General features: G+C 69.1%; 19 protein-coding genes and 2 tRNA genes. 8 read left to right on the top strand and 13 right to left on the bottom strand.

All coding sequences use genetic code 11. The features are described 5' to 3' along the window. Positions 1-21: 21 nt before the first annotated feature. Together ACQR3U_RS21610 and ACQR3U_RS21605 are read right to left on the bottom strand one after the other, a co-directional pair. Positions 22-390 (bottom strand): universal stress protein, encoded by a 369-nt coding sequence (locus tag ACQR3U_RS21610; RefSeq protein ID WP_006551545.1) that lies wholly within the window; start codon positions 388-390, stop codon positions 22-24. A 123-nt stretch (positions 391-513) separates the two neighbouring features. Further along, positions 514-1,983, bottom strand: a complete 1,470-nt coding sequence (locus tag ACQR3U_RS21605) for an SDR family oxidoreductase (protein ID WP_006551546.1) — start codon at positions 1,981-1,983, stop codon at positions 514-516. An 86-nt stretch (positions 1,984-2,069) separates the two neighbouring features. Between ACQR3U_RS21605 and ACQR3U_RS21600 the strand changes: the two genes are divergently transcribed. Further along, entirely contained in the window at positions 2,070-2,303 is a 234-nt protein-coding gene (locus ACQR3U_RS21600; RefSeq protein ID WP_230811428.1) for a PLDc N-terminal domain-containing protein, read from the top strand. A gap of 75 nt (positions 2,304-2,378) precedes the next feature. On the opposite strand, the gene ACQR3U_RS21595 is transcribed toward ACQR3U_RS21600, so the two are convergent. Both ACQR3U_RS21595 and ACQR3U_RS21590 read right to left on the bottom strand, forming a co-directional pair. Further along, positions 2,379-2,464: transfer RNA gene (locus ACQR3U_RS21595), tRNA-Leu, on the bottom strand. Positions 2,465-2,743: 279 nt separating this feature from the next. Beyond that, positions 2,744-2,829 (bottom strand) — tRNA-Leu (locus ACQR3U_RS21590). A gap of 133 nt (positions 2,830-2,962) precedes the next feature. On the opposite strand from ACQR3U_RS21590, the gene ACQR3U_RS21585 reads away from it, so the two are divergent. Both ACQR3U_RS21585 and ACQR3U_RS21580 read left to right on the top strand, forming a co-directional pair. Beyond that, entirely contained in the window at positions 2,963-4,315 is a 1,353-nt protein-coding gene (locus tag ACQR3U_RS21585; protein WP_006551951.1) for a M20/M25/M40 family metallo-hydrolase, read from the top strand. Positions 4,316-4,345: 30 nt separating this feature from the next. After that, positions 4,346-4,888 carry a YbhB/YbcL family Raf kinase inhibitor-like protein gene (locus tag ACQR3U_RS21580; RefSeq protein ID WP_006551954.1) on the top strand — a complete coding sequence of 181 codons (543 nt, stop codon included), beginning with the start codon at positions 4,346-4,348 and terminating at the stop codon, positions 4,886-4,888. 57 nt (positions 4,889-4,945) lie between these two features. On the opposite strand, the gene ACQR3U_RS21575 is transcribed toward ACQR3U_RS21580, so the two are convergent. The 8 genes from ACQR3U_RS21575 to ACQR3U_RS21540 form a co-directional block, all read right to left on the bottom strand. Continuing rightward, entirely contained in the window at positions 4,946-6,016 is a 1,071-nt protein-coding gene (locus tag ACQR3U_RS21575; RefSeq protein WP_006551955.1) for a quinone-dependent dihydroorotate dehydrogenase, read from the bottom strand. 46 nt (positions 6,017-6,062) lie between these two features. Next, on the bottom strand, positions 6,063-6,317 hold the full coding sequence (locus ACQR3U_RS21570) for a DUF5703 family protein (protein WP_006551956.1): 255 nt from the start codon (positions 6,315-6,317) through the stop codon (positions 6,063-6,065). Continuing rightward, positions 6,317-7,339, bottom strand: coding sequence for a hypothetical protein (locus ACQR3U_RS21565; protein WP_064060331.1), 1,023 nt, complete (start codon positions 7,337-7,339; stop codon positions 6,317-6,319). Before ACQR3U_RS21565 ends, ACQR3U_RS21570 begins: the two co-directional genes overlap by 1 nt. A gap of 139 nt (positions 7,340-7,478) precedes the next feature. After that, positions 7,479-8,351 (bottom strand): heme ABC transporter ATP-binding protein, encoded by an 873-nt coding sequence (locus ACQR3U_RS21560; RefSeq protein ID WP_372477739.1) that lies wholly within the window; start codon positions 8,349-8,351, stop codon positions 7,479-7,481. Continuing rightward, positions 8,342-9,439, bottom strand: a complete 1,098-nt coding sequence (locus ACQR3U_RS21555) for a FecCD family ABC transporter permease (protein ID WP_121208744.1) — start codon at positions 9,437-9,439, stop codon at positions 8,342-8,344. The genes ACQR3U_RS21560 and ACQR3U_RS21555 overlap by 10 nt, the downstream gene beginning before the upstream one ends. 7 nt (positions 9,440-9,446) lie before the next feature. Continuing rightward, positions 9,447-10,472: a heme/hemin ABC transporter substrate-binding protein gene (locus ACQR3U_RS21550; protein ID WP_230811426.1), complete on the bottom strand. Its 1,026-nt coding sequence runs from the start codon at positions 10,470-10,472 to the stop codon at positions 9,447-9,449. A 3-nt stretch (positions 10,473-10,475) separates the two neighbouring features. Further along, positions 10,476-11,141 carry a heme oxygenase (biliverdin-producing) gene (locus ACQR3U_RS21545; RefSeq protein ID WP_006551961.1) on the bottom strand — a complete coding sequence of 222 codons (666 nt, stop codon included), beginning with the start codon at positions 11,139-11,141 and terminating at the stop codon, positions 10,476-10,478. Positions 11,142-11,236: 95 nt separating this feature from the next. Beyond that, complete coding sequence (locus tag ACQR3U_RS21540) at positions 11,237-12,175, bottom strand: aldo/keto reductase (RefSeq protein ID WP_006551962.1); 939 nt, start codon at positions 12,173-12,175, stop codon at positions 11,237-11,239. Positions 12,176-12,386: 211 nt separating this feature from the next. On the opposite strand from ACQR3U_RS21540, the gene ACQR3U_RS21535 reads away from it, so the two are divergent. The 5 genes from ACQR3U_RS21535 to mshC all read left to right on the top strand — a co-directional run bounded on the left by ACQR3U_RS21535 (position 12,387) and on the right by mshC (position 16,761). Further along, positions 12,387-13,232, top strand: coding sequence for an undecaprenyl-diphosphate phosphatase (locus ACQR3U_RS21535; RefSeq protein WP_174556291.1), 846 nt, complete (start codon positions 12,387-12,389; stop codon positions 13,230-13,232). A 36-nt stretch (positions 13,233-13,268) separates the two neighbouring features. Then, positions 13,269-13,997, top strand: coding sequence for a histidine phosphatase family protein (locus ACQR3U_RS21530; protein WP_019289330.1), 729 nt, complete (start codon positions 13,269-13,271; stop codon positions 13,995-13,997). A 45-nt stretch (positions 13,998-14,042) separates the two neighbouring features. After that, positions 14,043-14,633, top strand: coding sequence for a DUF3090 domain-containing protein (locus ACQR3U_RS21525; protein WP_230811425.1), 591 nt, complete (start codon positions 14,043-14,045; stop codon positions 14,631-14,633). A gap of 4 nt (positions 14,634-14,637) precedes the next feature. Continuing rightward, the gene (locus ACQR3U_RS21520; RefSeq protein ID WP_200360090.1) at positions 14,638-15,444 is read left to right on the top strand and encodes an SCO1664 family protein; all 807 of its coding nucleotides are present in this window, start codon (positions 14,638-14,640) and stop codon (positions 15,442-15,444) included. Positions 15,445-15,519: 75 nt separating this feature from the next. Continuing rightward, the gene (gene mshC, locus ACQR3U_RS21515; RefSeq protein WP_230811424.1) at positions 15,520-16,761 is read left to right on the top strand and encodes a cysteine--1-D-myo-inosityl 2-amino-2-deoxy-alpha-D-glucopyranoside ligase; all 1,242 of its coding nucleotides are present in this window, start codon (positions 15,520-15,522) and stop codon (positions 16,759-16,761) included. Between the two features lie 51 nt (positions 16,762-16,812). Here the strand turns inward: mshC and ACQR3U_RS21510 are convergent, their stop codons facing one another. Then, complete coding sequence (locus ACQR3U_RS21510) at positions 16,813-20,031, bottom strand: DEAD/DEAH box helicase (protein ID WP_230811423.1); 3,219 nt, start codon at positions 20,029-20,031, stop codon at positions 16,813-16,815. Between the last annotated feature and the right edge of the window lie 110 nt (positions 20,032-20,141).

The following is a 20,141-nucleotide window of genomic DNA, read 5'->3' as shown; positions in this document are numbered from 1 at the left end:
TGCCGGAGGGCGGGCGGTGCCTCAGCCGGCCTTGATGACGAGCACCGGCACCGACGACTCGGTGATCAGCCGCTGCACCGCCCGCTCGACGAGGAACTTGCCGGTCGCGGTGCGCCCGCGGCTGCCGATGACCACGCGTTCGGCGCCGCTGCGCGCAAGCAGTTCGACGGTCGTGCCGACCGGATCGCCGTCGTGGACGGCTGAGAGCAACTCCCAGCCGTCGGTACCGGCCACCTCGCTCACCTGTGCCCGCACGCCTTCCACCTCGTCGGGTTCGTCGAGCGGGTGGAGCACCACCAGCGACTGCTGCCGGTCGGCGGCCTCCCGCACCGCGGCCTGCAGAGCGATCCGGCCTTCGGGGGTATCGGCGTGAACGACAGCGACAGTCATGACTCTCCTCGTGCGGGCCTGCGGGGACGTCCTCCATTATCGCCGCGGCCCGGAGGCCGGGCCACGATCCTCGGTGTGGAACCGGTCTCCCCAAATCACGGGGTCCGGATCACCGGGTCCGGATCACCAGGGTGCCGGGCGGAAGTCCTTGAGGAAGCATCCGTACAGGTCCGTGCCGGCCTCGCCCTGGACGATCGGGTCGTAGACGCGGGCGGCGCCGTCGACGAGATCGAGCGGGGCGTGGAATCCCTCCTCGGCCAGCCGCATCTTGGTGTGGTGCGGCCGTTCGTCGGTGATCCATCCGGTGTCGACTGCGGTCATGAGGATGCCGTCGGTGAGCATCTCTTCGGCGCTGGTGCGGGTGAGCATGTTCAGCGCGGCCTTGGCCATGTTGGTGTGCGGATGCCCGGCGCCCTTGTAGCGGCGACCCCCGAATTGTCCTTCCATCGCGGAGACGTTCACGACGTACTTGCGGCGGGCCGGGGACGCGGCGAGCGCCGGACGCAGACGGTTGACGAGGATGAACGGCGCCACCGAGTTGCACAGCTGCACCTCGAGCAGTTCCAGCGGCTCGACCTCGCCGACGGTCTGGACCCAGCTGTTGGTGTGCACGAGATCCGGCAGCAGGCCACCGGCGTCGACGGCGACGCCGGCCGCGACCCGCTCGGGTGTCGCCGATCCGGCCACCAGTGCCAGCGAGGTCAACGAGTGCGCCGACAACTCGGCCGGCAGCGACCCGGCCAGAGCGGCCGGATGGGCGTCCGAGGGCTTGCCGAAGGTCAGGACCTCGGGGCGCGGACCGGCGGGCAGCGGATCGGCCTCCGCCTCGGCCAGCGCCGAGTAGGCACCGGGGGAGCGGCGCACCGTCTGCGCGGCGTTGTTGATGAGGATGTCCAGCGGACCCTGCGCGGCCACATCGTCGGCGAGGGCGACCACCTGGGCGGGATCACGCAGGTCGATGCCGACGATGCGCAGCCGGTGCAGCCAGTCGCCGCTGTCCTCCATCGCGGTGAAGCGGCGGATCGCGTCGTTAGGGAACCGCGTGGTGACGGTGGTGTGCGCGCCGTCGCGCAGCAACCGCAATGCGATGTACATGCCGATCTTGGCGCGACCGCCGGTGAGCAGGGCGCGACGGCCCCGCAGATCGGTGCGCGCGTCGCGTTTTGCGTGGTTCTCCTCGGCGCACGTCGGGCACAACTGGTGATAGAAGGCGTCGACGCGGGTGTACTTGTCCTTGCAGATGTAGCAGTGCCGCGGACGCAGCAGCGTTCCCGCGCTTGCACCGCGAGTCGACGACGCCAGCGGGAGTCCGGCGGTCTCGTCGTCGATGCGGGTGGGGGAGGCGGTGGCGGTCGCGGACAGCACCTGACGGTCGGCGTCGACGCGCTGCTTGCGGGCCTCGTTGCGGCGCAGCCGCTTGAACTTCTTGAACATGTGCCCCACGGCCCGCTGCACGGCGATCGCGTCGGGATGTTCGGCGTCGAGACCCGCTGCCTGGTCGAGCACCCGCAGACAGGTGGCCAGATCGTCGGGGTCGATGCGGGTGAAGCCGTCGGTGGCGGGTTCGGCGGTGGTGTCGCTGTGGGGGTTCATCTGCCTTTTTCCGTGTGCTGCTGTACGCCCGATCGTATCGGGCAGGATGATCGTGTCCGAATTCCCGTGCAGGTACCGGAGGAACGATGAGCCCGAGCTCCCCCTTGTCCGAGAAGAAGTTCGCCGAACTGAGCCGCCCCCAGCAGGTGCTGGTGGTCCTGCTCGCGGTGGTGCAGTTGTCGCTCGCCGTCGCGGCCTGGGCCGATCTGGCGAGGCGACCGGCCGACAAGATCAACGGCAGCAAGCTGCGCTGGGCGCTGACCATCGCGGTGAACTTCTTCGGCCCGATCCGTTACTTCCGCAAGGGCCGCCGGGACTGAGGGTCTGCTCGCGCCGACCCCGGACGGACCGAAGGCCCCGAACCGATATCGGTTCGGGGCCTTCGGGTTTCGGAGTGTCCGAGGGGGGACTTGAACCCCCACGTCCGTTAATAGGACACTAGCACCTCAAGCTAGCGCGTCTGCCATTCCGCCACTCGGACCGACGCCCACACGGGGCATGTCGGTAGAACCCGCTCCCGCGGGCGCTGAAGAAACAGTAGCGCATGGGGCGTCCGATCCCCAAAACGGCACTTCAGGCGCGCTCGCGGTACTCGACGCGCCTCGCGTGGATCCGCTCGCTTGTTCGTCATCCGCTACAGCACGTTGCCGCAGCGGATGACGAATGCGGTATCGGTTGTCGCCCGCTCGATCTTCTCCCGACAACGACGAAGGCCCCGAACATGATGTTCGGGGCCTTCGTCGTCTGTCTCGACTCAGAGTGTCCGAGGGGGGACTTGAACCCCCACGTCCGTTAATAGGACACTAGCACCTCAAGCTAGCGCGTCTGCCATTCCGCCACTCGGACCTGGTGCTCGCGCCCACTCGTCGTGGGCGCTGTGAAAGAGTAACCCACCACGCCCACGGTCCCAAATCGCCACCTCCACCTGCGGTGATCCGAACTGTCGAGATGGCGGACGGGCGGTGGTAGACATACGGCCATGGCCATTGACACGAGCGCCCACCAGCCGTCCCGGGCGGAGGAGGAGGTCGTCGACCTCGTCTCCCGCCTCATCCGGTTCGACACCTCGAACACCGGCGAACCCACCACTACCCGCGGCGAACGCGAATGCGCCGAGTGGGTGGCCTCCGTGCTCGAGGAGGTCGGCTACGAGACGACCTACGTCGAATCCGGAGCGCCGGGCCGCGGCAACGTCTTCGCGCGGCTGCCCGGCTCCGACCCGAGCCGCGGTGCCCTCATGCTCCACGGCCACCTCGACGTTGTGCCGGCCGAGGCCGCGGACTGGAGCGTGCACCCGTTCTCCGGGGCCGTCGAGAACGGTTACGTGTGGGGACGCGGCGCGGTCGACATGAAGGACATGGTCGGCATGATGATCGCCGTCGCCCGTTACTTCAAGGTCGAGAACATCGTGCCCCCGCGCGATCTGGTGTTCGCGTTCGTCGCCGACGAGGAGGCCGGAGGCAAGTTCGGTTCGCAGTGGCTGGTCGAGCACCGGCCCGAGCTGTTCGAGGGCGTGACCGAGGCCGTGGGGGAGGTCGGCGGGTTCTCCCTGACCGTGCCGCGTCCCGACGGCACCGAACGTCGCCTGTACATGGTCGAGACGGCCGAGAAGGGCATGCGCTGGATGCGCCTGACCGCCACGGGTGTCGCCGGGCACGGCTCCTTCCTGCACGAGGACAACGCCGTCACCGTCCTCTCCCGCGCGGTGGCCCGGCTCGGATCCCACACCTTCCCTCTGGTCGTCAACGATTCCGTGGCCGAGTTCCTCTCCGCCGTGAGCGAGGAGACCGGGCTGGACTTCGACCCGGCCTCGCCCGATCTCGAGGGGGCGCTCGCCAAGCTCGGGTCGATCGCCCGCATCGTGGGCGCGACCCTGCGCGACACCGCGAACCCCACGATGCTCGACGCCGGGTACAAGGCCAACGTCATCCCGCGCACCGCGCACGCCGTCGTCGACTGCCGTATCCTGCCGGGCCGGCTCGCCGAGTTCGAACGCACTGTCGACGAGCTGATCGGGCCCAATGTCACCAGAGAGTGGATCACCGGCCTCGAGCCGTACGAGACCACCTTCGACGGCGAGCTCGTCGACGCGATGAACGCCGCGATCCTCGCGCACGACCCGATCGGCCGGACGGTGCCGTACATGCTCTCGGCCGGTACCGACGCCAAGGCGTTCGCCAAGCTCGGCATCCGCTGCTTCGGTTTCGCGCCGCTGAAGTTGCCGCCCGATCTGGACTTCGCCGCGCTGTTCCACGGTGTCGACGAGCGTGTCCCCGTCGAGGCACTGCGCTTCGGCACCCGGGTCATGGAACACTTCCTCATGCACGCCTAGAACACATGAAACCGTCACGAAAGGACCGGAATGGCTTTCGATTACGACCCGTACAAGTTCCTGCCCGAGCTGCCCACCTTCGAGGTGACCAGCGCGGACTTCGCCGAGGGCGAGGAATGGAAACTCCCGCAGGCCAGCGGTGCGTTCGGAATCCCCGGGGGCGGCGACGTCTCCCCGCAGCTGTCCTGGTCGGGTTTCCCCGCCGAGACGAAGAGCTTCGTCGTCACGGTGTTCGATCCGGACGCCCCCACGGCGTCGGGTTTCTGGCACTGGGCCGTCGCGAACATCCCCACCTCGGTCACGGAGCTGCCGGCGGGTGCGGGTAGCGCCGACTCGGACGCTCTTCCGGAGCAGGCCGTCACGCTGCGCCACGACGGCGGAGCCCACGGGTTCATCGGTGCCGCTCCGCCGGCCGGCCACGGCCACCATCGCTACATCGTCGCGGTGCACGCACTCGACGTCGAGGCGCTCGAGGGTGTCACGCCCGAGTCGAGCCCGGCCTTCCTCGGCTTCAACGTCTTCGGGCACGCCATCGCCCGCGGTCTGCTGACCGGCACCTACGAGGTGCGCTGACAGGTCGTGACGGACGGGGCCCGGGTCGAATGCGACCCGGGCCCCGTCCGTTGCAGGTCAGACCCGTGCGGTGGCGCCCACCGCGTCGGCGATGGAGCGGTAGCCGTGCGCGCGCAGCTTGCGGGCGATGCCGCGGTTGATGCGCCGCGCCCAGAACGGACCGCCGTAGATGAAGCCGGTGTAGCCCTGGACCAGCGACGCGCCGGCGAGGATGCGCTCGAACGCCTGCTCCGGGGTTTCGATGCCGCCCACCGAGATCAGGGTGAGTCGATCGCCGACCCGCACGCGCAGTCGGCGCAGCACCTCGAGGGACCGCTCGGCGACCGGGGCGCCCGACAGGCCGCCCGCGCCGATCTCCTCGATGCGGCTCTGCGGAGTGTTCAATCCGTCGCGGCGGATGGTGGTGTTGGTGGCGACGATGCCGGCGAGCCCGAGTTCGAGTGCCAGGTCGGCCACCGCGTCGACGTCCTCGTCGGACAGATCCGGGGCGATTTTCACGAGCACCGGCACCGTCACGGTGTCCAGCACCGCGGCCAGGATCGGGCGCAGCGACTCGACGGCCTGCAGATCCCGCAGGCCGGGGGTGTTGGGGGAGGAGACGTTGACGACCACGAAGTCGGCGAGTGGGCCGAGGAGTCGTGCGCTCTCGGTGTAGTCCTCGGCGGCCTGCTCGGCCGGCACGACCTTCGTCTTACCGATGTTCGCGCCGATGGGAACGGTGCGGCGGCGTTGCCGGAGTCGATTGGCGGCCTCCCCGGCACCGTGGTTGTTGAATCCCATCCGGTTCACGATCGCCCGGTCCTCGGGGAGGCGGAACAGTCGCGGCTGCGGATTGCCCGGCTGTGCCTGGGCGGTGACGGTGCCGATCTCGGCGAACCCGAATCCGAGCGGACCCCACACGTCGACACCGGTCGCGTCCTTGTCGAAACCGGCCGCCAGGCCCACCGGCGTGGGGAACTGCACGCCGAAGACGGTGTTGCGGAGGATGGGGTCGTCGGTGACGAGCACCTTCGCCACCAGGGCGCGCAGCGGCCCGAAGCGAGTCGACCAGCGCATCGCGAGGAAGGCGAGGTGGTGGGCTCGTTCCGGCGGCAACAGGAACATGAGCCGAAGAAGATAGCGGTACACGAACTACTCCCTGCAAGCCCGGTCCACGACGGTCCGGGATCTGTTATCAACCAACGGTGGGTTCGGGGACGTGATGGGCGGTCTTGCGGCGGCGCAGCAGCACCCGCCGGCTCCCGTCCGGATACAGACGCACCCGGGTGAGTTCCCAGCCGTGGAATTCGGCGGAGATCGCCAGACGCATCGACGCGCTCACCCGGGACACGTCCCGGGGCAGCTTGAGCGGCACGTATTCGTATTCGTCGTTGCTGGTGTCCCAACCGACAGGCATCCGGGTCAACCGGCCGAGTCGCTCGTTCGCCATCACTGTCCTTCGATCGGGATCCGTTGCAGTCCGTCACCGGTTGCCGACGCGATCACCAGTGCCGCATCGGCCGGATCGACGGCGATCGAATTCGGTTGCCGCACCGTTGCGAAGCGGTGGCGTTCTCGCGGGATCCCGGTCGAAAGATCGTAGCCCACGACCTCGTTGCTGCCGGTCAGAGTCACCCAGATCAGGTCCCGCGTCTCGTCGTAGGTCACAGCGTACGGGGCGGGCCCGACGGGATAACGCTGCCGCAGGACGATCGCGTCGAGGGTGTAGACGAGCAGTTCGTCGCCGGTGGTGTCGGTGATCACGACGCGTCCGAAGGGGTCGGTGGTCAGCTGCGTCGCACCTTCGCCGGCACGCAGCGCGGGCCCGAGATGGGCGTCGGCGAGGTCGAGCTCGGTGAGGGAGGTCTGCCGGCGGTCGAGCGCCGCGACGGCGTCACCGGTGACGGCGAGGGCGTCGACGGAGGCGAGGCCACCGACGGTGGTGGCCACCTCGCCGGATTCGGGGTCGACGACGAGCACGCGGCCGTTGTCGGTGCCCACGGCCCAGCGGCCGTCGGACAGCACGGCCGCCGACGTGGCATTGCCGTCGACCGGGACCTCGGTGATGGTGCCGTCGGCGACGTCGATGCGCAGCACGGCCCCGGACACGGGGGTGAGCACACTGCCCTCGGGGCCGGTCACGACGGTGGCGGCGGACGACGGCAAGCCCACCAGGCGCGGTTCCGTCCCGGGACCGTCGAACGCCGTGTCGTCGAACAACGCGACCCGTGCTCCGTCGTCGACGAGCGCGGCGAAGGTACCCGTGGACGGTTCGACGACCAGCGCATCGACCTGCAGGTCGAGCGGACGGACGTCGCCGGCAGGGGACGGGCCGACCTCGGGGGCGGCCGCAGGAGTGGCGGGTTCGATGGTCTGCAGCACGTCCGGGGTGCTCTCCGACGAGCAGCCGGCCAGCACGACCATCGCGATCGCGCCCACCATCGTGACCGCTCGGATCCCCGCTCTGCCCATCGTTGCTCCTCGTCCTCGGATTCGATTCGCACCTGCCGGACGTGCTCCGGCGCCCGGCGCGCCGACCTTCAGTGTTCCTGATGCCGGTCGCGGGGAAGAAATCAGTGGGTCGTCCGACGGGCCGGATGTGATCTGCTGCTCAGGTCTGCGCCGAGGCGGACCGGTCGCGGTTCGGACGTCGCGGCAACACGAGCGGGGTGCCGGTCTCGGGGTGGCGGCCGATCGCCACGGGGTACTGGTAGACGCGGCCGAGGAGCTCTTCGGTGAGGACGTCGCCGGGTGCGCCGTCGGCGACGATGCGTCCCTGTTCGAGCACGCAGACGCGGTCGGCGTAGGCGGCGGCCAACCCGAGATCGTGCAGCACGACGACCACGGCGTGCCCGTCGTCGGCGCGGGCCCGCACGACCTGCATGACCGCCTCCTGGTGGCCGAGGTCCAGTGCCGCGGTGGGTTCGTCGAGCAGCAGTGTCTCGGTGTCCTGGGCCAGCACCCGTGCGAGCGCCACCCGGGCGCGTTCACCGCCGGACAGCGCGGGGAACGGCCGGTCGGCCAGATGGGCGACGTCGCAGGTCCCGAACGCCTCGGCGACGATGCGGTCGTCGTCGCCCTGTCTGGGGGTGCGCGCCCACGCGGCCCGTCCCATCCGCACGACCTGCCGGGCGGTGAACGGGAAACCGACGGTGTGCTGCTGCGGTAGCACGGCGCGGCGGCGCGCCAGGGCGATCGACGACCACCGCTCGAGGGCACGGCCCTCGACCTCGACGGTGCCGCCGCTGATCGGATGGTCGCCGGACAACGCCGCGAGCAGGGTGGACTTGCCCGCCCCGTTGGGGCCGACGAGCGCGACGACCTCACCGGTGCGCACCTCGAAGTCGACGCCGTGCAGGATCTCCCGCTCTCCGCGCCGCAGTCGCACAGCCACCGCGCGCATCGTCGCGGTGCCCGGTGCCGAGCGGGCCGGGACGGCCGCGTCCGGGGTTCCGAGGGAGCGGGGAAGCAGCCTCATGCCCATCCACCCTGCTTCGCGCGGGTGCGGCGCAGCATCAGGAAGAAGACCGGGCCACCGATGAGGGCGGTGATCATGCCGAGCGGCAGGTCGGCGTTCTCGACCAGCGTGCGCGCCCCCAGGTCGGCGGCGAGCAGGACGACCGCGCCGGCGAGCACACTCGCCACGACAAGCACCCGGTGGGCGGGGCCGAGAGCCAGGCGCATCAGGTGCGGAACGACCAGGCCGACGAACATGATGATGCCGGTGAAGGCGGTGGCGCCGCTGACCAGCACGGCGACCGCCAGGATCGACAATTGCCGCACGCGTTCGACGTCCACACCCAGATGCCGGGCGACGCTCTCGCCGAGCGCCAGCAGGTCGAGTTTCGGGGCGAGCAGGACCGCGACGAGTACACCGGCCAGGGTCAGCGGCGCGACCACCGCGACGATGTCCCAGGTGGCTCCGCCGAGACTGCCGAGCTGCCAGAACACGATCTGGTCGCGGGCGGCGGGACTGGCGACGAAGGTGAAGAACGCGATGAGCCCGCCGGCGACGGCGTTGACGGCGACGCCGGTGAGGATCACCGTGACGACTTCCGTGCGTCCGTTCGATCGGGACAGCGCGTAGACCAGCACGGTGGTGATCAGACCGGAGACGAGTGCGGCGCCGGCCAGCGCCCAGCCGGTGGTGAATGCGCCGCCGAGCACGATCACCGCCGACGCGCCGACGGCGGCGCCGGAGGACACACCGATCACGCCGGGTTCGGCGAGGGGATTGGCGAAGATGCCCTGCAACAGCGCCCCGGAACAACCGAGGGCGGCACCGACGAGCATCGCGAGCACCACGCGCGGGAAGCGCACCTCCCACAAGGTCACTTCCCCGGCGGGATGCGCGGGCACCGGGCCGAGGTCCAACCCGATGCGGTGCAGCAGACTGCCGACCACCTCGGCCGGGCTCGTGGGCACCTGTCCGAGGCACGCCGACGCGACGGCCAGGGCGAGCAGGGCAACGACGAGACCGACGAGGACGACGGTGGTGCGTCCCCGTCCGGCCTTCCGCAGTGCCTGCTCGGGAAGGCCGGTGGCCTCGGTGATTTCTCCGCTCACGGACATCCTGTGATCACGACCGGTCCGACGGGTAGAACGCCTCCACCAGAGCGGCCAGGACCTTGCCGGTCTGCGGACCGAAGCTGAGGAGGGTCGAATCGTCCATGTCCACGATGGTGCCCGTCTTCCCGGCCGGGGTCTGCGCGACCCCCGGGAGTTGTGAGAGCCCCTCCGGCCCGCCCACCGAGTCGAGGCTGTGCGTCATCACCAGGATGATGTCGGGCGCCGAGGCGATCATCGCCTCACTGGTGATGGGCACGAACTGCGAGTCCAGGCCGGCGAGGATGCCGGCGTCGCGACCACCGGCGGCCGTGACGAGCGCATCGGCCCCCGATCCGGGGCCGCCGAGCATCTTGATCGCCGAACCGCGCAGATAGAGGAAGGCGACGGTGGGTTCGGGATGGTTGGCGGGAATCGAGTCGTTCGCCGCGGCGATCTCGTCGAGCGTCCGCTGCGCGAGCGCGGCGCCGGCCTCGGGCACACCGAGCGCGGCCGCGACCGCGTCGATGTCGTCGGCGACGGTGTCGAGGGAGCGTTCCGGGTCGACGAACACCACCGGCACGCCGGTCGCGCGGATCTGTTCCTGCACCGCCAGCGGACCGATGGAGGTGTCGGTGAGCACGACGGTCGGGTTCAACGCGAGGATCGCCTCGGCGTTGAGACCGTGCCCGCCGGGGGTGACATTGGGGACGTCCTGGATCGCGGGGAAGGACGCGGTGGAGCGGCCGACGAGCTTGTCGCCGAGTCCGAGGGCGTACACGGTCTGCGCCAGGGTGCCGGAGCGGTCGGCCACCACGATCCGGGAGATGTCGGTGATCGTGGTCTCGACGCCGTCCACGCCGCGCACCGTGGCCGGCAGCGCGGGTGCCGGGTCGGAGGTGATCGGCTCGGGTTCGGCATCGACCACGGCGGTGCGCGGACCGGTCGCGACGTCGGTGACGGTCGTGCCGTCGGTGGTGGGGGCGCTGCATGCGGCGACGAGGAGGACACCCAGCACTGCGATCAGCGCGACCGGGAGGCGGAGGAGGGAACGGAACATCGGTCAGGCACGCACCCGATACCGGTCGATATCGCGCGCGAGGTCGGCGAACAGGGCACCGTTGAGCCCGTACACGAGGTTCGCCTCGTCGATGACGGTCTGTTGCTGGTCGCCGTCGAGCGGTGCGGCGTCGAGCTTCGCGCGGTAGGCGTCCTTGAACGGCTTGGTCTTCGGGATCCCGTCGAAGATGTAGAAGCGCAACCCGTCGCGCTCGTAGCCGTAGGCGCGTTCGAGCATGCGGCGGATGATCTGGCCGCCGGACAGGTCGCCGAGATAGCGCAGATAGTGATGCGCGAGGAAGGCTTCCGGGGACACCGCCGCGACCTGCACGAGCCGGTCGACGTAGGCGACCGTTGCGGGCAGCGGCGTGATGCGGTCGCGCCAGTCGGAGCCGACGAGGAAGTCGAGGTCGGCTTCGAGCGCGGCGGTGCGGAGCAGTTCGTCGCTGAGGAAGGGACCGGCGATCGGGTCGTCGGCGTAGCTGCGGCCGATCCGCTCGAGGCTGTCGTAGACGAACCAGGTCTGCGCGATGAGCGCGGCGTGGGCCTCGGTCGACAGCTTGCCGCCGAGCAGTTCCGAGACGAACACCGAGTTCTCGGTGTCACTGTGCGCCTGCTGGGTCTCGAGCCGGATCCGTTCGGCGAATCCGACGACTTCGGTCGTGGCCATCGACCGACCTCCCCTCACATTGCCTGTACCGAATGTACTCGGCAGGCTAGCCTAACCTTCCGGATAAGGGCAGGGTGCGGGCGGTGTCGCGGAGATCACGCGCTCACGTCGTCGAGCGCCGCGGCGATCGCCGGCGGCAACGCCAACTCCTCCGCGACCAGCACTCCGGTCAGTTGCGCGAGATCCCGGGCACCCACGAGCGTCGAGGCCACGTGCGGTCGGTCGCGCACCCACGCCAGCGCGACGGCCAGCGGGGAGGTGCCCAGCCCGTCGGCGGCCGTGGCGACCGCGTCGACCACGCGCACCGCGGATTCGGTGAGATAACGGCGCACTTCCTCGGTGTGCACGTCGTCGGCGCCGCGCGAATCCGCCGGCACCCCCGACCGGTACTTACCGGTGAGCACACCGCCGGCGAGCGGCACGGCCGCGAACACACCCACGCCGTGGTGGGCCGCGGCGGGGATCAACTCGTCCTCGACGCCGCGGGCGAGCAGGGAGTACTCGACCTGCGTGCTGATCAGCGGCGCCGGGCGCCGGGCCGCGGCCGCGGCGGTCGCGAGCTGCCAGCCGAGATAGCCGCGCACCCCGACGTATCGCACGCGCCCGCTGGTGACGGCGAATTCGAGGGCGTCCATCACCTCGTCGACGGGGGTGTGCGGATCCCACGTCGCAACCTGCCACACGTCGAGGTGGTCGGTGCCGAGTTCACGCAGGGTCGCGTCGAGCTGGTTGAGCAGGCCCGAGCGGGAGCAGTCCACGCGGCCGGAACCGAGTGTGGTGGTGTCGATGCCGGAGCTGCCCGACAGCACCAGCTGGTCGCGGGGCACCACGTCGTCGAGCAGCTCGGCGAGGATCCGTTGCGCGACCCCGTCCCCGTAGGCGGGGGAGGTGTCGACGAGCGTGCCGCCCACATCGACGAAGGCCGACAACTGGGCTGCGGCCTCGTCGCCGTCCGTTCCACGACCCCACGTCAAGGTGCCCAGGCCGAGCCGTGAAACCCGCAGGCCGCTCGCACCGACTGTCCTGTATTCCATAACCGTCCGCGTTTCCTCCCGACACGACGGGACGTCGCCGCGCTCGGCCACGACCCTGGTACTGCACCCTAATGCGCAACAGGCGCGCGGCAGCGTCCGGCGCGCCGACCGGTCGGGTTCCACGTACCCTTCGCCGAGTGAGAACTGCTCCCTGCATCCGCGACCACCGATCCGTCCCCACCGCAGCCTTCGTGCCGGGGGTCGCCGCATGATCGGCGAATCGATGACCTGGCTGCAGACGATCGTCCTCGGCATCGTGCAGGGCCTCACGGAGTTCCTGCCGATCTCCTCGTCCGGCCACCTGCGGATCGTCTCGGAGATCTTCTTCGGAGAGGACGCCGGCGCGTCCTTCACGGCAGTCACCCAGTTGGGCACCGAGGCCGCCGTTCTGGTGTTCTTCGCCGGGGACATCTGGCGGATCCTGCGGGCCTGGTTCCGCGGCCTGTTCCACAAGGAGCACCGCTCCGACCACGATTACAAGATGGGCTGGTACGTCATCCTCGGCACCATCCCGATCGGCATCCTCGGCGTGCTGTTCAAGGACGACATCCGCACCGTCGCCCGCAATCTGTGGCTCGTCGCCACCATGCTCATCGTGTTTTCGATCGTCATCGCAGCTGCCGAGTACTTCGGCAAACAGCGGCGCGACGTGAGTCAGCTCACCCTCAAGGACGGGCTGATCATGGGTTCGGCGCAGGCGCTGGCCCTGATCCCCGGCGTGTCCCGCTCCGGCGGCACCATCTCCGCCGGTCTGTTCCTCGGGCTCACCCGCGAGGCTGCCGCCCGATACTCGTTCCTGCTCGCCATCCCCGCCGTCGTCGCCTCCGGTCTGTTCAGCCTGCCGGACGCCTTCGAACCGGCCGGGGAGGGGCTCAATGCCTCGGGGGCGCAGTTGCTCGTCGCGACCGTGATCGCCTTCGCGGTCGGCTACGCTGCGATCGCCTGGTTGCTGCGCTTCGTCGTCAACCACTCGATGTACTGGTTCGTCGGCTACCGCGTGATCCTCGGCGTGATCGTGCTCGGACTGCTCGCCACCGGCGTGGTCTCCGCCACCTGAGAGGCTGCCGACAGGCGGTACCTCTAGGCTGGGCGCATGACGGTCATCCTGCTGCGGCACGGACGGTCGACGGCGAACACCTCGCACGTGTTGGCCGGTCGTTCCCTCGGTGTCGAACTCGACGAGGTCGGCCACGTCCAGGCGAAGAATCTCGTCACCCGGTTGGCCGGGCTCGAGATCACCGAGATCGTGCGGTCGCCGCTGCTGCGGTGCCGGCAGACAGTGCAGCCGCTGGCGACCGATCGTGGACTCGAACCGGTCGTCGATGAGCGACTCGCTGAGGTCGACTACGGGCAGTGGACCGGACGCGAACTGAAGGAACTGGTCAAGGAACCGCAGTGGGCGGTCGTGCAGCAGCACGCCTCCGCAGCGGTCTTCCCGGACGGTGAAGGGCTCGCGCAGGTGCAGTCCCGCGCGGTCGCTGCGATCCGCGAACACGACCGGCGTCTGCGCGAGGCGCACGGCAAGGACGTCGTGTGGATCGCGTGCAGCCACGGCGACGTCATCAAGTCGATCCTCGCCGACGCGCTCGCGACGCATCTCGACAGCTTCCAGCGGATCGTCGCCGAGCCGGCGTCGATCAGCGTCGTCCGCTACACCGACACCCGGCCGTTCGTGCTGCGCGTGAACGACACCGGTTCGGACCTGTCCGGGCTTGCCGGGCCGTCCGAACCCAAGTCCGTGCCCGGCGGCGAAGTGCCCGGCGCGGTCGAGGAACCCGGCGACCCACCGCAGGGGCACCGACAGGAGACGGCACGCGGATAATGGCAGTGTCCGTCATGGCAGAGTGTGGGGACTCGAGGAGGTGTGATGGCCCGCGCGATACACGTGTTTCGAACACCTGATCGGTTCATCGCCGGCACTGTCGGTGAACCGGGCGACCGGGTGTTCTACCTGCAGGCCGTGCACGAGTCCCGTGTAGTGAGCGTGCTTCTGGAGAAGCAGCAGGTGCAGATCCTGGCCGACCGGATGGGGCTGTTGCTCGAAGAGGTACAGCGCCGCTTCGGCACCGTGATCCCCGACGACCCCGAGGTCGACGTCAGCCCGTTGGTGACACCGATCGAGGCCGAGTTCCGGGTCGGCACCATGGGTCTGGGCTGGGACGCCGACGCCGGATCGGTGGTGGTGGAGCTGCTCGCGGTCACCGACACCGAACTCGACGAGTCCGTGGTTCTCGACGACACCGAGGAAGGTCCCGACGCGGTGCGGGTATTCCTCACCCCGGTGCAGGCCCGCGAATTCGCGGCCCGCTCCGAACTCGTCGTCTCGGCCGGGCGCGCGCCCTGCCCGCTGTGCGGCGAACCGATCGGCGCCGACGGACACATCTGCGTCCGCACCAACGGTTACCTGCGTACCCCCGGATACGATCCGGCCGCGTGGTTCGGCGAGGAAGAAAGCTGACCGCGTGACGGCGCCGGACGTGCGGAGCGTGCTGACCGATGGCGACCTCGACGTCGTCGGGCAGATCGCACACGCAAGCAACGCGACCCTCGTGTGCGACGCGCAGCTCGGCGACACCGAGGTTCGGTGCGTCTACAAACCCGTCCGCGGGGAGCGGCCGTTGTGGGACTTCCCCGACGGCACCCTCGCCGGACGCGAGGTCGCCTCGTACCTGATCTCCGAGGCACTCGGCTGGGACGTCATCCCGCTCACCGTGCTGCGCGACGGCCCGTACGGTCCCGGCATGGTGCAGCGCTGGATCGACACGGTCGACTCCGCGCAGGGCGGAACGGAACGCCTGGATCTGGTGGACCTGTGCCCGGCCGGTGCGGTCGCGCAGGGGTGGCTGCCGATCCTGCGTGCCCGCGATCTGGACGGCGCCGAGGTGGTGCTCGCCCACGCCGACGATCCGCGCCTGCAACGCATGGCGGTGCTCGATGTCGTCCTCAACAACGCCGACCGCAAAGGTGGGCACGTCCTCGAAGGTCTCGACGGACACGTCTACGGCGTCGATCACGGCATCTGCCTGCACCAGGACGACAAGCTGCGCACCGTCCTGTGGGGATGGAGCGGCGACCCGGTCGACCCGGTTCTCCTCGCCGACCTCGACAAGCTGCTGCGCCGGTTCGACGGTGGGTTCGCCGAGGAACTGTGCGAGCACATCACCGCCACCGAGGTGCGTGCCCTGCAGCGCAGGATCACCCGCTTGCTCGAACACCCCGTGATGCCGCATCCGCGCGGCGACCGGCGTATTCCCTGGCCCGCCTTCTGAGGCTGCGGCCGTTCGCCTGCCGCACGCCCGGGTGCCCGCGTGGAGCACTTTCGCGACTCCATTAGGCTCGTAGTCATGCAATCTTGGTCCGACGTCGCGATCCCGTCCGTCCCCGGTCAGGGGCCTCCGTTGCGGTTGTTCGACACCGCGGACCGAGCGGTGCGTCCGGTCACCCCGGGCGACACGGCAACGATGTACGTGTGCGGCATCACCCCCTACGACGCCACGCACCTCGGCCATGCCGCCACCTACCTGACCTTCGATCTGGTCAACCGCATCTGGCGCGACGCCGGCCACGACGTCCATTACGTGCAGAACGTCACCGACGTCGACGACCCGCTGTTCGAACGCGCCGAGCGCGACGGTGAGGACTGGGTCGTCCTCGGTATGCGCGAGACGGCCCTGTTCCGCGAGGACATGGAGGCGCTGCGCGTGCTGCCGCCGCGCGACTACATCGGTGCCGTCGAATCGGTGAACGAGGTCGTCGAACTCGTCGAGAAGCTCGTCGCCTCCGGTGCCGCCTACATCGTCGACGACGCCGAGTACCCGGATGTCTACTTCCGGACCGACGCCACCGAGCAGTTCGGCTACGAGTCCGGCTACGACCACGACACGATGATGCGGTTCTTCGCCGAGCGCGGCGGCGACCCGGAGCGTCCCGGAAAGCGCGACCCGCTCGACGCCCTGCTGTGGCGTGCGCAGCGGCCCGGTGAGCCGGCCTGGCCGTCGCCGTTCGGCGACGGCCGTCCCGGTTGGCACATCGAATGCGCGGCCATCGCGCTCAACCGCATCGGCTCCGGTTTCGACGTGCAGGGCGGCGGCAGCGACCTGATCTTCCCGCACCACGAGTTCTCCGCCGCGCATGCCGAGGCCGTCACCGGCGACCGGCGCTTCGCGCGGCACTACGTACACACCGGCATGATCGGCCTCGACGGCGAGAAGATGTCCAAGTCGCGCGGCAATCTGGTGTTCGTCTCCAAGCTGCGCGGTGAGGGCGTCGACCCCGCCGCCATCCGGCTCGGGCTGTTGTCGGGGCACTACCGCGTCGACCGTCCGTGGACGTCCGAGGTCCTCGCCGCCGCCGAGGCGCGACTGGCGTTGTGGAAGCAGGCGGCGGCGCTGCCGTCGGCCGCCTCCGCCGAGGACACGGTCGCGCGCCTGCGCCAGCACCTCGCCGACGACCTCGACACCCCGAAGGCCCTCGATGCCCTCGACGGGTGGGCGACCTTCGCCGTCGAGCGCGGGGGAGACGACGCATCGGCGCCGGGTCTGTTCGCCGACGCGGTCGACGCGCTGCTTGGTGTGAACCTGCGCTGAGGCGTCGGTGCGTGGTGTGGTAGCAGGCATTACCAGGACCACGCACCGTAGCTACGCCAGCAGGGCGCGGATGTCGTCGGCGGTGAATGCCGACGAGAACATCTCTCCGTCGTCGACGACCGACGAGAACAGCTCCGCCTTGCGTAATTGCAGCGCCCGCACCTTCGTTTCGATGGTGTCGCGGGCGATCAGCCGGTACACCATGACGTTGCGGGTCTGCCCGATGCGGTGGGTACGGTCGACGGCCTGCGCTTCGGTCGCGGGGTTCCACCACGGGTCGAGCAGGAAACAGTAGTCCGCTTCCACCAGATTCAGGCCGAACCCGCCGGCCTTGAGGCTGATGAGGAACACCGGCGCCACCCCGGACTTGAAGTCCTCGAGCACTTTTCCGCGTTTGCGGGTCTTGCCGTCCAGATACAGGTAGTCGATTCCGGCAGCGTCGAGCCGTGTCCGGACCCGGTCGAAGAACCCGGTGAACTGGCTGAACACCAAGGCCCGGTGCCCGCCGGCGATCACGTCGTCGAGCTGTTCGAGCAGCGCATCGATCTTCGCGGAGCCGACTGTGCCGTGCGCGTCGTCGACCAGCGCCGGATCGAGACTCATCTGCCGCAGCAAGGTCAGCGACCGCAGGATCGTGAAGCGGTTGCTGTCGAGGTCGTCGACGAGCCCGAGAATCTTCTGCCTCTCCCGCTGCAACTGCCGGTCGTAGAGGGCACGGTGTTTCGGTGCGAGCTCCACCTCGAGCACCTGCTCCTGTTTCTCCGGCAGGTCGGTGGCGACCTGTTCCTTCGTGCGACGCAACATCAGCGGTTTGATGCGCTGCCGCAACTGCACCAGCAGTTCGGGGTTGCTGCCTGTCTCGATGGGTTTGCGATAGTAGTCCTGAAACTTCGTCGGATGAGGGAACAGGCCGGGCGCCGTGATCGACAGCAGCGACCACAACTCCATCAGATTGTTCTCCATCGGAGTGCCGGTGATTGCGACCTTCAGTGGTGCCTCGATCTGCCGCACGCACTGATACGCCTTCGCCCGGTGGTTCTTGACGAACTGCGCTTCGTCGAGCAGCAGAATCGACCAGTCCCGGTCGAGGTACTCGTCGATATCCAGGCGCAGCAACGTGTACGACGTGACGACGACGTCGCTGCCGTCGAGCAGGTCGCCCAGCGACACACCGCGTTTTCCCGACGTCTCGGTGATCGCCACGACGTGCAGGTCCGGCGCGAACCTCCGTGCCTCGGTAGCCCAGTTCGGAACCACCGAGGTCGGCGCGACGATGAGTACCGGGGCATCCGCGGGTCGCTTCGCGCGCGCGTGGCAGATCAGTGCAAGCGACTGCAGGGTCTTGCCGAGGCCCATGTCGTCGGCGAGGATTCCGCCGAGCCCGTGCGTCCACAAGAACGTCAACCACCGGAATCCGTCGAGCTGGTACGGCCGCAGCGTCGCCTGTAATGCCTTCGGCACCCGGGTCTTTGCTGTGGCCTTCACGTCGAGAAGTCCTTGTACCTGTTTCTTCCAGGCCGCGGCCTGCTTGTCGACGACACCGAGCGCTGCCAATTCCTCCCAGATTCCGGCCTGGAATCGGCTCAGCTGCAACCGATCCGGATCGTCGTCTTCGTGCAGCGCGCGGGCTTCGTCGACGAGCCGGCGCAGTTGCTGCAGTTCGGGCTTGTCCAGCGGCAGGTAGGCCCCGTCGGGCAGCATCAGATACGCCGCCCCGTCGCTGAGTGCGGTGAACACCTCGCGGAACGGGATGGTCGTGCCGTCGAGTTCGATGGTGATGTCCAGATCGAACCAGTCGGAGTCGGCGGTGGCCTTGGTGGACAGTCCGATGCGCAGGCTGTCGCCGACGTCTCGGTAGTCGGCGGGGGTGCCCTCGACGCGCACCTGCACGTCGTCACGGCCGGACAGTAGTGGCAACACCTCGGACACCAGGCGTGCCGTATCGAGTGCTGCGAAGGTGAGATGCGAGAGCAGGCGCCCATCGACGGAGTTGTCGAGGCCGAACGGAGCGACGACCGGCCGGATCTCGGCGAGCAGTGCGTCCTCTGCGTCGCGGTCGCGGACGGTGTCGCCGAGACGTTCGTACAGCTCGGCCGTGTACTCGCCGTCACCGACTGTGTAGACGAACTGCCAGTGCAGATCGGCGCGATGCTGGGGATGGAACGTCACGTGCAGCACGAGCGTCGGCCCGCTGACGCTCGGGGCTGTGAACGAGCCGTCGGCGGAGGTGACGGTCGCTGCTCGGTGCAGACGCGGGTAGTAGGTGGTCGCGAACCGCGGCACCTGATCTGCCGGCACGGTGAGCGCACCGCTGCTCTGCAGCAGTTGCTGCATGCCGGCGGCAACGGGGTTGCGGAGTTGCGCGAGACGGAACGGTAGATCTGCCGGCGCGCCGCCGTCGTGATCCCCTGAAGGGAGGTAGACGACGCCGTGGGCGGGGGTGCCGATGAACGCAACGGCGGTCCCGGTCGAATCGTCGCCGATGTGCAGGGCTGGGGTGACGGTCAGGCCGTCACCCGAATCGGCGACGTCGACATGCACATCGGCGGTGCCTGGCGGCGGCACCGCACCGTGCTTCTTCGTCGCGTAGCGCAACTCGATCCCGAGGCGGTGGGCATCGTCGAGCAGCGACCACAGTCGCGGCGACACCGCCGACAGATCGAGGGTGGTCTGGGCGGAAGTGTAGTAACTCCGTGTCGAGGCGTGTACCAGCGCTGCGAATTCGAGCAGCAACTGCCGGTGTTGCTCGTTCACGTCGTAGGTGTAGGCGATGTTCTGCCACGAAATGTTGCCGGAGACCCATCCCGTGCGTCCGGGGCGCAGCACCCGCGCGGTGAGCATCGGCGCCGGAGCGTGCGTTCGCTGTGTCAACGCCAGTTGCAGGGCAAGGGGCACGCCGCTACCGGTCTCGTGGTCCGCGAAGAGAGCTTCGAACGGTGCTTCCCACGAGGGCGTGTCCGGGGTCATGTCCTCCTGTGGGACAAGCAGCGCAAGCAGAAGCGCCACGGTGTGCTTGCAGTCGTAGCCGACCGGGCACGAGCATTCGCCGTACTCGAATTCGAGTCCTCGCGGTCCGGGGTGGAGTTGCACGACAGCCTGGTACACCCGGGTACCGGCAATTCGTCCGAAACCGACGAGATTGTCCTCGTCGAATCCGCAGTCGACGACCGCGCCTCGATCGGCGTAGCGCATGCCGCGGTCGAAGGCGGGTCGGCCCACCGCGGCGATCAACGACTCGATGAGGTGGTCGAATGCGGGATTCCCGGCCATGGGTGAGCAGTCTAGGTGTAGTTCCCAGGCAGGTTGTGAACGGCGTGCCGCCACGAGATAGGTGAGGACCTTCGGTATCGGTGTGGTTACCACACACACCCCGACTACCG

This window comes from Rhodococcus sp. IEGM1339 (assembly GCF_050321925.1).
GTDB lineage: Bacteria > Actinomycetota > Actinomycetes > Mycobacteriales > Mycobacteriaceae > Rhodococcus > Rhodococcus pyridinivorans.
Note: the sequence above shows the minus strand (reverse complement) of the source record. Positions and strands in the feature narration are given on the sequence as shown.